General features: G+C 45.9%; 7 protein-coding genes, 4 tRNA genes and 1 pseudogene. 10 read left to right on the top strand and 2 right to left on the bottom strand.

Annotated features, from left to right (window positions below; genetic code table 11):
- The first annotated feature begins 253 nt into the window (after positions 1-253).
- The 3 genes and pseudogenes from dnaE (at position 254) to pitA (ending at position 6,619) form a co-directional block, all read left to right on the top strand.
- Positions 254-3,737 (top strand): annotated as a pseudogene (gene dnaE, locus A4A70_RS01655) (DNA polymerase III subunit alpha).
- A gap of 13 nt (positions 3,738-3,750) precedes the next feature.
- Complete coding sequence (gene accA, locus A4A70_RS01650) at positions 3,751-4,710, top strand: acetyl-CoA carboxylase carboxyl transferase subunit alpha (RefSeq protein WP_067567855.1); 960 nt, start codon at positions 3,751-3,753, stop codon at positions 4,708-4,710.
- Positions 4,711-5,029: 319 nt separating this feature from the next.
- A complete protein-coding gene (gene pitA, locus A4A70_RS01640) occupies positions 5,030-6,619 on the top strand; it encodes an inorganic phosphate transporter PitA (protein ID WP_067567851.1) in 1,590 nt (529 codons plus the stop codon).
- 32 nt (positions 6,620-6,651) lie between these two features.
- Here pitA and A4A70_RS01635 read toward each other — a convergent pair whose 3' ends face one another.
- Complete coding sequence (locus tag A4A70_RS01635) at positions 6,652-7,413, bottom strand: class I SAM-dependent methyltransferase (RefSeq protein ID WP_082798874.1); 762 nt, start codon at positions 7,411-7,413, stop codon at positions 6,652-6,654.
- Positions 7,407-9,455 (bottom strand): oligopeptidase A, encoded by a 2,049-nt coding sequence (prlC, locus tag A4A70_RS01630; protein ID WP_067568297.1) that lies wholly within the window; start codon positions 9,453-9,455, stop codon positions 7,407-7,409. The genes A4A70_RS01635 and prlC overlap by 7 nt, the downstream gene beginning before the upstream one ends.
- Before the next feature lie 541 nt (positions 9,456-9,996).
- Between prlC and murB the strand changes: the two genes are divergently transcribed.
- From murB to tuf, 7 genes are all read left to right on the top strand, one after another.
- Entirely contained in the window at positions 9,997-11,049 is a 1,053-nt protein-coding gene (murB, locus tag A4A70_RS01625) for a UDP-N-acetylmuramate dehydrogenase (RefSeq protein ID WP_408605389.1), read from the top strand.
- Positions 11,050-11,054: 5 nt separating this feature from the next.
- A complete protein-coding gene (gene birA, locus A4A70_RS01620) occupies positions 11,055-12,005 on the top strand; it encodes a bifunctional biotin--[acetyl-CoA-carboxylase] ligase/biotin operon repressor BirA (protein WP_102135155.1) in 951 nt (316 codons plus the stop codon).
- 162 nt (positions 12,006-12,167) lie between these two features.
- Positions 12,168-12,243: transfer RNA gene (locus A4A70_RS01615), tRNA-Thr, on the top strand.
- Positions 12,244-12,251: 8 nt separating this feature from the next.
- Positions 12,252-12,336 (top strand) — tRNA-Tyr (locus A4A70_RS01610).
- Positions 12,337-12,441: 105 nt separating this feature from the next.
- Positions 12,442-12,516: transfer RNA gene (locus tag A4A70_RS01605), tRNA-Gly, on the top strand.
- Positions 12,517-12,529: 13 nt separating this feature from the next.
- Positions 12,530-12,605, top strand: a tRNA-Thr gene (locus A4A70_RS01600).
- Positions 12,606-12,705: 100 nt separating this feature from the next.
- Positions 12,706-13,890, top strand: coding sequence for an elongation factor Tu (gene tuf, locus A4A70_RS01595; protein WP_067567847.1), 1,185 nt, complete (start codon positions 12,706-12,708; stop codon positions 13,888-13,890).
- Positions 13,891-14,002: the final 112 nt, after the last annotated feature.

The raw sequence follows: 14,002 nt of genomic DNA, 5'->3' as shown, positions 1-14,002 counted from the left end.
CATTAAAAATCTTTTTTCTATCCGGCAGTACCGTTAATTGCCGGCTTGGACAAAGTTAATAGCGGGACAAAGGATGATATCATTTATCCGGCAGACTTGCATCTCTATAAATACTGGGGGCTGCATGGTGCCACTCATCGACGCAGCTTTGGCCCAGTTCTTCTGTCACTTGGAGCTAACATGAACATTTTAACGGTGCATCTTATCTTAAGCTTAAGACTGACGCGCCCCGATATGATCTCGGGTAGAGAACATGGCTGAACCACGTTTTATTCACTTGCGCGTGCACAGCGATTACTCTATGAGAGATGGTCTGGCTAAAGTATGGACGCTAGTAAAAAAAGCTACGGCACTGAACATGCCGGCACTAGCGATTACAGATTTTACAAATCTTTGCGGTTTAGTTAAATTTTATAGCGCTGCTCATAGCGCCGGCATCAAACCTATTATTGGCGCCGATTTTCTAGTACAAAGCAAGATGCTGGGGGAAGAGCTAGCAGAACTAACTATTTTAGCTGCCAATAACGTTGGCTACCAAAATTTAACGATGCTCATTTCACAGGCCTATAAGCGTGGTTATGGAGATGTTGGTCCAGTTATTGATCGTGACTGGCTGATCAGCCATCGCGAAGGCTTAATTTTACTCTCTGGCGCACGCAAAGGAGACGTAGGCAAATACTTAATGCGTGGCAATATGTTTCAGGTAGAGCAGTGCCTGGAGTTTTATCAAAGCTATTTTTCCGACTGCTATTATCTTGAGCTCATTCGCACCGGACGGACGGATGAAGAGAGCTATTTACATGCTGCGGTGGAACTAGCAGCGCGGCATAATTTACCATTGGTAGCTACAAACGATGTACGATTCATGATACCGGATGATTTTGATGCTCATGAAATTCGCGTGGCTATCCATAATGGATTTACTCTGTATGACGATAAAAGGCCACGTCATTACAGTGCGCAGCAATATATGCGCAGCGAAACGGAGATGGTCGAGCTGTTTACCGGCCTGCCTGAAGCCTTGGCAAACAGCGTAGAAATCGCCAGGCGCTGCAATGTCAGCATCCGCCTCGGCGAGTATTTTCTACCGAAGTTTCCGACTGGAAAGATGTCTACCGCGGATTATCTTATCAAATGCGCCCGCGACGGCTTGGAAGAACGGCTTACTTTCTTGTTCTCCGATGCTGATGAGCGACGGGAAAAACGTCTCCCTTATTATGAACGCCTAGAAAACGAACTTCAAGTCATCAATCAGATTGGCTTTCCTAGCTATTTCCTGATAGTGATGGAGTTTATCCAATGGTCTAAGGACAACGGAGTTCCGGTAGGACCAGGACGCGGATCAGGAGCTGGATCGCTAGTAGCCTATGCACTTAAAATCACAGATCTCGATCCGCTAGCATTCGATCTGCTTTTTGAACGTTTCCTAAACCCGGAACGCCTGTCGATGCCAGATTTCGATGTGGACTTCTGTATGGAGAAACGCGATCTAGTTATTGATCATGTGGCCGAGACCTATGGCCGCGACGCGGTTTCGCAAATTATAACGTTTGGTACTATGGCAGCTAAAGCGGTAATCCGTGATGTAGGCCGCGTGTTGGGCCATCCTTATAGTTTTATCGATCGCATTTCCAAGCTGGTACCGCCTGATCCTGGCATGACTCTAGAAAAAGCCTTCGCTGCTGAGCCGCAGCTGCAGGCACTCTATAGTTCCGACGAGGAGATCAAAGCGCTAATTGATATGGCGCGTAAACTCGAAGGAGTGACACGTAACGTGGGCAAGCATGCTGGAGGCGTAGTAATTGCGCCCACCAAAATTACTGATTTCTCTCCAATTTATTGTGATTCTGAAGGAAATCATCCGGTTACCCAGTTTGATAAAAACGATGTGGAATATGCGGGCCTGGTCAAGTTTGACTTTCTTGGTTTGCGCACCTTAACTATCATTAACTGGGCGCTGGAAATGATTAACCTCCGGCGCGAGCGCTATAGGTTGGCGCCTATCGATATCGCCGCAATACCGTTAAATGATCAGAAAAGTTTTGATATGCTACAGCGCTCCGAAACTACAGCGGTATTTCAGTTAGAATCGCGGGGGATGAAGGATTTAATCAAGCGTTTGCAACCGGATTGTTTCGAGGACATGATAGCGTTAGTGGCACTGTTCAGACCAGGACCGCTACAGTCTAGTATGGTGAATAATTTCATCGACCGTAAGCACGGCCGTGAAGCTATCTCTTACCCCGATATAGAGTGGCAACACGAATCATTGCAGCCGGTGCTTGAGTCAACTTATGGCATTATTTTATATCAAGAACAGGTAATGCAAATTGCCCAGGTGTTGGCAGGATACACTTTGGGGGGCGCGGATATATTACGCCGCGCAATGGGTAAAAAGAAACCAGAGGAGATGGCTAAACAGCGTTCAGTGTTCAAAGCCGGCGCTCAGCGTATCGGCATAGATGGCAAACTAGCAATAAAAATCTTTGATTTACTAGAGAAATTTGCTGGTTACGGTTTTAATAAATCTCATTCTGCCGCCTATGCATTGGTGTCTTATCAGACATTGTGGTTGAAAGCCCATTATCCTGCTGAATTTATGGCTGCAGTAATGACCGCCGATATGGACAATACCGATAAGATGGTTGGGTTAGTGGATGAATGTCTGCGCATGGGGATCAAAGTTCTACCACCAGACATTAACATTGGCCAATATCATTTTCACGTTAACGACGAGGGAGAGATAGTTTATGGCATCGGTGCTATTAAAGGGGTTGGCAAGGGACCTATTGAGGCCATGATCGAAGCTCGTAATAACGATGGCCCTTTTCTTGAATTATTCAATTTATGTGCGCGTACCAATATCAAAAAACTTAACCGCCGGGTACTGGAGAAGCTAATTATGTCCGGCGCCTTCGACCGCTTAGGACCACACCGTGCGGCGATGATGAATTCACTTAGCAAAGCGCTCAAAGCTGCTGAGCAGCACACCAAGGCCAAGGCAATCGGGCAAGGGGATATGTTCGGCGTATTGGCGGATAAGCCTGAAGCAGTAGAAGCCTCTTACAGTACTGTCTCGCCCTGGCCGGAACAGGTATTACTAGACGGCGAGTGCGAGACGCTTGGCCAGTATTTAACTGGCCATCCTATCACTCAGTATTTACACGAGATAGAACGCTATACGGACGGTGTGCGTCTGAAAGATATGCAGCCAACTGAACGCGGGAAGATGGCTACCGCGGGAGGATTAGTACTGTCGGCACGCGTCACAGTCACCAAGCACGGTAACCGGATAGGAGTTTGTACCCTTGATGATCAGTCCGGTCGGTTGGACGTGATGCTATTTAAAAATGCACTCAAAAAATACCAGCATTTGCTAAAAAAATACCGTATTCTTATCGCTCAAGGACAGATCAGCTTTGATGATTTTAACGGTGGCCTTAAGATGACCGCCTGCAAACTAATAGATATCAGCTAGGCACGTGAAAAAATACTAGCAGTATTGATGACCAGCTTTTAAACCGTTAAACCGTCTCCGTTTATCGTTGGAACCCATCGATGTTGGAACCCCATCGATCAGGAACAATTCCAGTACATATTTATTATCGACGGCAGAATGCACGCGCACGGTTATGCTTTGGGGTGCCCCCTCCCCCTGGCTAGTGACACCAACTGACCGTTTGCTGAATGATTTGCGCACGCTTGTGGGTACTGAACAGGTTAAATTAGCATATTGATTATAGGAAAAATATGAGTCTGAATTTTCTTGATTTTGAGCAGCCTATTGTAGATCTGGAAGCGAAAATTGACTCGCTGACTGTAGTCAGTCGCCAAGATAAAAAATTAGATATTAATCTAGACGAAGAGGTACAGCGCCTACGCAAAAAAAGTATTGAGTTGACCCATAAAATTTTCTCCGATCTAGGGGCCTGGCAAATTGCCCAGCTTGCGAGGCACCCGATGCGTCCCTATACGTTGGATTATATCCGGCATATCTTCACCGATTTTGACGAATTGGCTGGCGATCGCGCCTATGCTGATGATAAAGCCATCGTCGGCGGCATCGCTCGCCTAGATACACGGCCCGTCATGATCATCGGCCATCAGAAAGGTCGTGAAACTAAAGATAAGATCCGCCGCAACTTCGGTATGCCAGCACCGGAAGGCTATCGAAAAGCGCTGCGGCTAATGAAAATGGCCGACCGTTTTAAAATGCCGCTGCTAACTTCTATTGATACCCCGGGCGCATATCCCGGAGTTGGAGCTGAAGAGCGCGGCCAATCTGAGGCTATTGCCAAAAATTTGCGTGAAATGTCAGGCTTGCGCATCCCAGTGATTTGCACCGTGATAGGTGAGGGAGGCTCCGGCGGCGCACTAGCAATTGGCGTGGGCGATAAGGTTAACATGCTAGAGTACAGCACCTATTCTGTCATCTCTCCAGAAGGCTGTGCCTCCATTTTGTGGAAGAACGTAGATAAGGCGCCAATCGCAGCCGAAGCTATGGGCATTATCGCTGCTAGGCTGAAAGAGCTGAAGCTGATAGATAGTATCGTGCCCGAGCCATTGGGAGGTGCCCATCGCGATGTTCCCGCTGTTGCTGCCTCGCTGAAGGCACAATTGCTAGCTGATTTGTCTGAGCTGGATAGTCTCAGCGAAGAAGAATTACTCGACCGTCGCTATCATCGACTGATGAATTACGGTTATTGCTGATCAGCTACGGCGGCCAATCGATGGCCCACCCCTATTAATTTACTCTAGTTATTTTCTTGGATATATTCTTGAATTATGACCGTAAATAGTATTACTGACCGAGTACTGACTCAGTATAATATAACAAAACTGCAACATAATTATCTTGCTATTGCTGTGATAAATAACATTGTGAGCAATAACATTGCTAGATTAGATAAAATCTTCTATTTGTCAGTACAATGTCTATTTTTAATTTATATGTTTTCCAACGGCTATGTTGTTTATGTTGTTGCGGAGAATACGGCCTATTAATATCTAAACAATGGCGTAATGCTTTATGCTACATTTATTTACTGGCCTGGAACTCAAGACTGGTTTAATGTTGGTGCTCGCATTAATTTTTGTCTTGGTGTATGAAGCGATAAATGGTTTTCACGATACCGCAAATGCCGTGGCAATCGTCATATACACCCGTGCCTTACGCTCGCAACTAGCGAGCGCCATGTCTGGCGTATTTAATTTTATTGGAGTATGGATGGGAGGGTTGAGCGTGGCCTATACCATCGTTCATCTCTTGCCAACCGATGTATTGCTTAATGTGAGCTCTGCTCATAGCCTGGCAATGATATTTGCTATGCTACTAGCGGCAATCTTGTGGAATTTTGGTACCTGGTATTTCGGTTTACCAGCTTCTAGCTCGCACACCCTTATTGGGGCTATCATAGGAATTGGTCTGACCAATGCACTAGTAAGTGATAACTCAGTGATGCAGGCACTGAACACTCCTAAATTAATTGAAATTTTTTTGTCGCTTATCATATCGCCGGTAGTAGGATTGGTGCTAGCTGGGGCGATGGTATTGATCCTGCGCCACTACTCCTTGAGTAACACCCAAAAGCGCCAGCGTCTTCATTTAACGCCTGTAGAACGAGAAAAACAAGATGGCAAGAGTCAACCACCATTTTTGACCCGCATCGCCCTAATCATTTCTGCCGTCGGGGTAAGCTTTTCTCATGGCGCTAACGACGGTCAGAAAGGTATCGGACTTATTATGGTGATGCTTATAGGGGTTGCTCCAGCGGGTTTTGTGGTTAATATGAACGCCAGCAGTTACGATATTAGCCGCACCAGAGATGCCATAAATTATTTACAGCAATACTACATCCAGCATCATAGCTCCTTATTTCACGTCATCGATTATAATGAGCAGATAACACCTCCTCCTCTAGGGGCAGTAAATACCGCTACTGCCAACAGTGGTTCGCCTCTGTTACTATCGGCCGATAGTAGCGCCAAATTAGCGAATAGTCAGGCTCATGCAGGAAGTAAGGAGTTTTCCTGTAATCTGTCTAACGCTCTAATAGCTATTAATAGAGCTTTATTACTGTTTGGCAAACTTAACAGTTATGAGCAATTAAATCCGGAAGAGCGCTCTTACGTTCGTTACCTGCTGATTTGTATTGCCGACACTGCTGATAAAGTGGCTAAGTTTCCGGAAACGTCCACTATGGATAAGCGCTTATTGAGTAAGCTGCGCCAGGATTTATTGGATATGGTTGAGTATGCGCCAATATGGATTATTATTGCCGTCGCTCTGGCGCTGTCGTTAGGAACCATGATTGGCTGGCGTCGGATCTCCACCACCATTGGTGAGAAGATCGGTAAACAAGACCTGACCTATGCTCAGGGACTGTCGGCGCAGATGACCGCGGCAGTATCCATCTGTATCGCCAGCTATACCGGCATGCCGGTGTCAACTACCCATGTTTTGTCATCAGCGGTAACCGGTACTATGCTGGTTGATGGTAGCGGCGTACAAGGCAAGACAATAAAACATATTTTGATGGCTTGGGTATTAACGCTACCTGTGGCTATTATACTGGCTGGTAGCTTGTATTTGCTAATATTGAAGCTCATATTAATATAACAACCTACACTGTAGTACTACTACAATAAAGGTCACGTTTGTGGCTGATAAATATCGAAACGATGACTTTTAGTATTGATAGACGCATGCGCCTCTACTCCCGCCATAGGGCGGGTACAATTTGGCCGTTTTACAACTACCCGGCACCGCGCTATAGCCCGTGCTGGTGCCAGCAAACCATCGGCGTCATAATCTGCTCCTACCAACGTCTGAAATATTCTCATTTCTTTTTTTACTAGCGCGCTTTTTTGCCGGGGGGGAAACATTGAATCCAGGTAGACTACGTCAGGCCGCGGCATCAGCCGCGCCAGCGCAGTTAAACTTGAGCAATATTGTAATATCAGGCGCTTTCGTAGCCAAGGGCCAAACTCGGCATCGGCATAGGCGCGCCGCAGTCCATCCTCTAGCAGTGCAGCCACTACCGGATGTCGTTCAAACATCCGCACCCGACAGCCCAAACAAGCGAGCACAAACGCATCCCGCCCAAGACCGGCGGTAGCGTCGACCACATCCGGTAAATATTGGCCTTTCACACCAACCGCCTTGGCCACAGCTTCTCCGCGTCCACCGCCATAGCGACGGCGGTGCAGCATAGCGCCGCTCAGGAAGTCCACGGAAATAGCGCCCAGCTTCGGCTCGTCCAGTTTTCGTAGCTCCAGCCGAGCTGGCGTTATCACTAGCGCCATCTTAGCCTGGGAATCATTAACTAATCCCCAACGCGCTGCTAGCGTTTGTAGCTTGGTTTTATCGAACTCAACTTCACTTTCACTACTTAAAAAAATGGCGCTTAACATGATTTATTAATGCCGTAATGGCGCAACATAGCTTCTAGTTGCGGCTCACGCCCGCGAAAACGTTTAAACAACACCATTGGTTCTTCTGAACCACCACGTGAAAGAATATGCTCAAAAAATGATTCGCCAGTGTTGCGATTAAAAATTCCCTCCTCCTCAAAGCGCGACCAGGCATCTGCTGCAAGCACGTCTGCCCACAGATAGCTATAGTAGCCTGCTGCATACCCTCCAGAAAAAATATGGCTAAAGGTATTAGGGAAGCGCTCCCAAGGCACGATCGGAACTAATGCCACCTGTTCTTTCACCTCCGCTAGGGTTTCTAGTACTCGCGTGCCATGAACAGAACAAGATTTATAATGTATCAGGAAATCAAACAGACCGTACTCCAACTGACGCAATATAAACAACGCCGCCTGATAATTTTTTGTTTTTATAAGTTTATTCAATAAGTTATCAGGCAGTGGCTCTCCGGTTTCATAATGGCCTGAGATAAACGTAAGAGCTTCATGCTGCCAACAATAGTTTTCCATTAACTGACTAGGAAGTTCGACCGCATCCCATGGAACGCCGCTGATCCCAGATACACCTGGGGTATCGATACTAGTCAACATATGGTGCAAGCCATGACCAAACTCGTGAAATAATGTAGTAACTTCATTGTGGTTCAATAGAACTGGTTTATCGTTAATCGGTCGGTTGAAGTTACAGGTAATATAGGCCACTGGTTTTTGCAGCTTGCCATCGCCTTGGCGCATCATCTTAACGCAGTCATCCATCCAAGCACCACCGATTTTATTGTCGCGGGCGTACAAGTCTAAGTAAAAGCTACCGCATAGCTCGCTGTGCGTATTAACAATGTTAAAGAAGCGAACATCTGGGTGCCATGTATCGACATCTTTGCACTCTTGAATGGTAATCTCGTAGAGACGTTTTACCACTTCAAATAGGCCGCTTAAAACTCGTTGCTCAGGAAAATATGGACGCAATTGCTCATCATTAATAGAAAAAAGATACTGTTTTTGTTTTTCGCTATAGTAAAGTAGATCCCAGGGATCTAGATTATCCCGACCGAAATGGCGTTGGGCAAAAGCGCGCAGCTGGGCTAGCTCTTTCTGTCCCTGTATGCGCGCACGCTTGGTCAGATCGGTGAGAAAAGCTAAAACCTGTTGCGGATCTTGCGCCATTTTAGTGGCTAACGACTTATCGGCATAACTGTTAAAACCCAATAGTTGCGCCAATTCATGGCGCAATTCCATAATTGCGCTTATTATAGGGCCGTTATCCCATTTTCCTGCGTTCGGTCCTTGATCTGAGGCGCGTGTGTTATACGCACGATAAAGCTCTTCGCGTAGTGCGGCGTTATCACAGTAAGTAAGCACCGGCAGATAACTGGGAATATCTAATGTTAGTAACCATCCTTCTTGTTCACACGCCTGCGCCTGAGCACGGGCAGTAGCAAGTGCACTCTCCGGCATACCAGCGAGTGCTTGTTCATCAGTAACTAATTTATTCCACCCCATGGAAGCATCCAGCAAGTTATTGCTGTAGTCTGAACTGAGCTCTGACAATCGAGCAACTATTTGCCCGTAACGCTGCTGGTGCTTTGCTGGCAAACCGATGCCAGATAATTCAAAATCGCGCAGCATGTTATCTACCGATTTTTTTTGCGCCAAGCTTAATTCGGCGTAATTCTGGTTATCGCGTAAATTACGATAAGCCTGGTAGAGGCCGCTGTGTTGTCCTGACCAGGTACTATATTCAGACAATAGCGGCAGGCTGTTCTTATAAGCTTCGCGCAGCGCTTGGCTATTTTTTACTGCATGCAAATGGCTTACTAATGAACAAATCTGGTTTAAACGGTCATCAGCTTCAGCTAGCGGCTGGCAAAGATTGTCCCAAGTAAAAGGGCTAGGCTGTGCTACTACCTGCTCGATAGTTTTATAGCAATTTTGGAGTGCAGCCTGTACCGCTGGCACAATATGTTCAGGACAAATAGCGGAAAATGGGGGTAAAGTATACGAGTTCAGTAACGGATTATTAATCATAGCTTACTTAGTCCTAGTCCTGATAATTTTTAAAATTATAACAATGTTCTCATTGAGTCTAATTTAGTCTAATTAACTTAGAGTACTCAATTAATCATGAGCAATTAGGATTAATTTATTAACCTAACGTAATTCATAAATGTTATTTAGCATATAAAAATATTTTTTACTTTAAACTTTAAAATTTAATTTTAAGTTTTTTAAAAAAGGTTAAAATAATTGTTTTATCGATATGGTTCAGGTTAACAGTACAATAAAATTAATTTTACCATAGTAGAAATCTTAAGTCTTATGCTTAAGACTGCCTGGTGATATGCTTTGTTTGGTATAGATCCATTTTAATGCTGCAATTAAAAAAAGATATAATATTCCTAATGTAAACTTCATCGTAAACGTAAAAACCAATACTCACCAAATAGCTAGGTATTGCCTAATAAATTTAGGTATAAAATAATGAGTTTATCTGACAGTAATTTTAGCTCTGTTTTTACCCCGCAATAGGTTAAGCAATGTTGACCAATCAAACTAATGTTCTTCAATGAAAAATGAAGATATGTTGATAAATAAGGCAGCGCTAAAGCCTCTAAATACCTTCGCCATAGATGTACGAGCACAGTGCGTGGCAGCGGTGCGTACAGAAAAGGAACTAGTAACGCTATGGCGTAGAGCTACGGAGAATAATATGCCAGCGTTAGTTCTGGGTAGCGGAAGCAATGTGCTGTTTTTAGAAGATTATGACGGTACCGTGTTGCTTAACCGAATAGCGGGTATCATGATTCGCGAGAACGCCGATGCTTGGTACTTGCATGTTGGCGCCGGCGAGGTATGGCATGATTTGGTAACTACTTGTCTGGATTATCAAATAACCGGGTTAGAAAACCTGGCCATGATTCCTGGTTGTGTAGGCTCTGCACCGATTCAAAATATCGGTGCCTATGGCGTTGAGTTGGCGCAGTTATGTGAATATGTTGATATAATACAGCTCAAAACCGGAGTTAAACGTCGCCTGAGCTCGAACGAATGTGAATTTAACTACCGTGATAGTATTTTTAAACACGATTTACGTGAACACAACGTGATTGTTGCAGTTGGTCTGCGGCTCGCCAAGGCCTGGAGACCAGTCCTAGATTATGGAGACTTAACCCTACTTAATATCGGTAATGTTACTCCCCGTCAGATTTACACTGCAATATGTGCGATGCGCTGCAGTAAACTGCCTGATCCAGCGTTAGCCGGTAATGCCGGTAGTTTTTTTAAAAACCCTATAATTGACGCACAGGGAGCAGAAAAACTGCTGCAACGTTATCCAGACGCCCCCTATTATTTCCAGCCGAACAGTAGGGTAAAGTTAGCAGCAGGCTGGCTAATCGAGCGCTGTAAACTAAAAGGCTATCGGCTTGGTGGGACGGCTGTACATGATAAACAAGCACTGGTTTTGGTTAATGCCTATAATGCCACTGGCTGGGATATCGTCGCTCTGGCACGCCACGTTCGCCAACAGGTCGCGCAGCGCTTTGACCTCTGGTTGGAACCAGAGGTGCGTTTTATTGGGGCCAAGGGAGAGGTGGATGCGCTGAGAGTTATAGCATGAAAGACATCAAAAACATCAGTATCCTCCTGAAGCTTATTAGCTTATTGTCTGACGGCAAATTTCATTCAAACCAACAGGTTAAAGAGACGCTGGGGATAAGCGACTTCGCCATTCATCAACATGTCCAAACGGTACGCGACTGGGGTGTGGATGTCTCTACCGTGTCCGGTAAGGGCTATTATCTGCACGAGCCACTGCAATTGTTGGATGAGGCCACAATCCGTACGCGGCTCCCGGGGGGACGGCTAACAGTTCTACCGGTAATTCATTCAACTAATCAGTATCTAATTGAGCGTATCGGCTCCTTGCAACCAGGCGATGCCTGTGTAGCCGAATATCAGACACAGGGACGCGGACGGCGTGGCAGACAGTGGATATCGTCATTTGGTAACAATTTATATTTATCCATTTATTGGCGGTTTAAACATGGTCATGCGGCTATCGGTCTGAGTCTAATGGTAAGTATCGTGATGGCGGAAGTTCTACAGCGTCTAGGAGCAGAGGGTGTACGCATCAAATGGCCGAATGATCTTTATCTAGATGATCGCAAACTAGCCGGTATCTTAGTGGAAGTTTCCGGGAAGAATGGTGATGTCGCGCATGTCGTGATAGGAATAGGAATGAACCTAATGATGCGTGAGCCCACTAGTATCAATCAAGGCTGGATTAATCTACAAGAGGCAGGAATCGCTATCGATCGCAATGCTCTAGTCACCGAGTTGACCGATGAGCTGCGTCAGACGTTGCAGCAATTCGAGTGTAACGGCTTAGTCCCGTTTGACTCCCGCTGGCAGGCACTGGATAATTTATTTAACCAACCTGTGAAGCTCTTGATAGGTAACCAAGAGATCAATGGTATTGCACGCGGCATCGATGCTCATGGCGCTTTGCTGCTGGAGCAACAAGGCGAGATGAGCGCATACTTAGGCGGGGAAATAACATTGCGCAGTTTATAGGCTTTGTGCTACCGGCCTGCTAGGCGCGACGTCATGCTCAAGCGCCTTTTACCGGGGTAACTGGTACGCTAGCTTTTAATAAGCTAATTTAAGTTTAATTTAATTTATAAAATTTTTTGTTGCATAGGTCTTCCACTCTACCTAAAATGTACATAACTTGTTGCCAGCATAGCTTAGTTGGTAGAGCAACTGATTTGTAATCAGTAGGTCGAGGGTTCGACTCCTTCTGCTGGCACCAAAAAAATTGGTGGGGTTCCCGAGCGGCTAAAGGGAGCAGACTGTAAATCTGCCGTCATAGACTTCGAAGGTTCGAATCCTTCCCCCACCACCAAATTTACATCAAATAATGATGTGCAACATTAACCAATAATCAATATAAGTAAGATAAGCTTTATTTTATAAGCTACGGAAACATTAGATAGCTGGGTTCTAATATGCGGGCATTGTATAACGGTTATTACCTCAGCCTTCCAAGCTGATGATGTGGGTTCGATTCCCACTGCCCGCTCCAATATGCTGGTTATGCTGGTATAGCTCAGCTGGTAGAGCACACCCTTGGTAAGGGTGAGGTCGGCAGTTCGAATCTGCCTATCAGCACCACTTACTATCTTTGTCTGTCAGAAAATAAAGTCAGTAGGCATATTGCCTAGTTGATGTGGTGTGATACCACCGATATATTCGTGTCTTAGAGGGACAATCGATGTCTAAAGAAAAGTTTCAACGCAGAAAACCACACGTTAACGTCGGTACTATCGGCCACGTTGATCATGGTAAAACGACCCTTACCGCTGCCATTACCACCGTTCTTGCCAAAGCCTATGGCGGAAACGCGCGCGCTTTTGACCAGATCGATAACGCGCCAGAAGAAAAGGCGCGGGGTATAACTATCAACACCTCTCACGTTGAATACGATACCCCTACCCGTCACTATGCGCATGTAGACTGCCCGGGACACGCCGACTACGTGAAAAACATGATCACTGGTGCAGCCCAGATGGACGGAGCAATCCTAGTAGTTGCAGCCACCGACGGCCCAATGCCGCAGACCCGCGAGCATATCCTACTTGGTCGTCAGGTAGGCGTTCCTTACATCATCGTGTTCCTGAATAAATGCGACATAGTAGATGACGAAGAACTGCTGGAACTAGTAGAAATAGAAGTACGCGAGCTGCTATCTCAGTATGACTTTCCTGGTGACGATACCCCAATTATCCGTGGCTCTGCGCTAAAAGCCCTAGAAGGGGATGAAATATGGACAAAAAAAATCATCGAGCTCGCCAAAGCGTTGGACAGCTATATTCCGCAACCAGAACGCGCCATTGATAAGCCATTCCTGCTGCCGATAGAAGACGTTTTCTCTATTTCTGGACGCGGTACCGTGGTAACCGGACGTGTAGAGCGCGGCATCGTTAAAGTTGGTGACGAAGTAGAAATTGTCGGTATTAAAGATACCGTTAAAACCACCTGTATTGGCGTCGAAATGTTCCGTAAGCTACTGGACGAAGGCCGTGCTGGTGAGAACGTGGGCGTGCTACTGCGTGGCACTAAGCGTGACGATGTAGAGCGTGGGCAAGTACTAGCCAAGCCTAGTTCAATCAAGCCGCACACCCAGTTCGAATCAGAGGTATATATTTTAAGCAAAGATGAAGGCGGTCGCCATACACCTTTTTTTAAAGGTTACCGTCCGCAGTTCTATTTCCGTACTACGGATGTGACTGGCACCATCGAACTGCCGGAAAACGTAGAAATGGTTATGCCTGGCGACAACATCAAAATGGTGGTTAACCTGATGGCGCCCATTGCTATGGACGACGGACTGCGTTTTGCTATCCGTGAAGGAGGTCGTACTATTGGCGCCGGCATTGTTACCAAGGTGATCGCTTAAAATAACTTAAAATAAAAAATTATATGTAAGGCTGCTGCTGGCCAAGCAATAGTCGGCAGCAAAAAATCATCATCTATTATTAGATTGCTTGGTGAAAGTTTTGAACAAGCGA

Source organism: Candidatus Hoaglandella endobia (genome assembly GCF_900044015.1).
In the GTDB taxonomy this organism is placed as follows: Bacteria; Pseudomonadota; Gammaproteobacteria; order Enterobacterales; family Enterobacteriaceae; genus Hoaglandella; species Hoaglandella endobia.
This window is presented reverse-complemented; position numbering and strand designations above follow the sequence as displayed.

Bases quoted from the DNA above. Each gene is read 5' to 3' on its own strand.
- tuf (WP_067567847.1), top strand. From the start codon at position 12,706: ATGTCTAAAGAAAAGTTTCAACGCAGAAAACCACACGTTAACGTCGGT.
- A4A70_RS01635 (WP_082798874.1), bottom strand. From the start codon at position 7,413: ATGTTAAGCGCCATTTTTTTAAGTAGTGAAAGTGAAGTTGAGTTCGAT.
- pitA (WP_067567851.1), top strand. From the start codon at position 5,030: ATGCTACATTTATTTACTGGCCTGGAACTCAAGACTGGTTTAATGTTG.
- accA (WP_067567855.1), top strand. From the start codon at position 3,751: ATGAGTCTGAATTTTCTTGATTTTGAGCAGCCTATTGTAGATCTGGAA.
- murB (WP_408605389.1), top strand. From the start codon at position 9,997: ATGAAAAATGAAGATATGTTGATAAATAAGGCAGCGCTAAAGCCTCTA.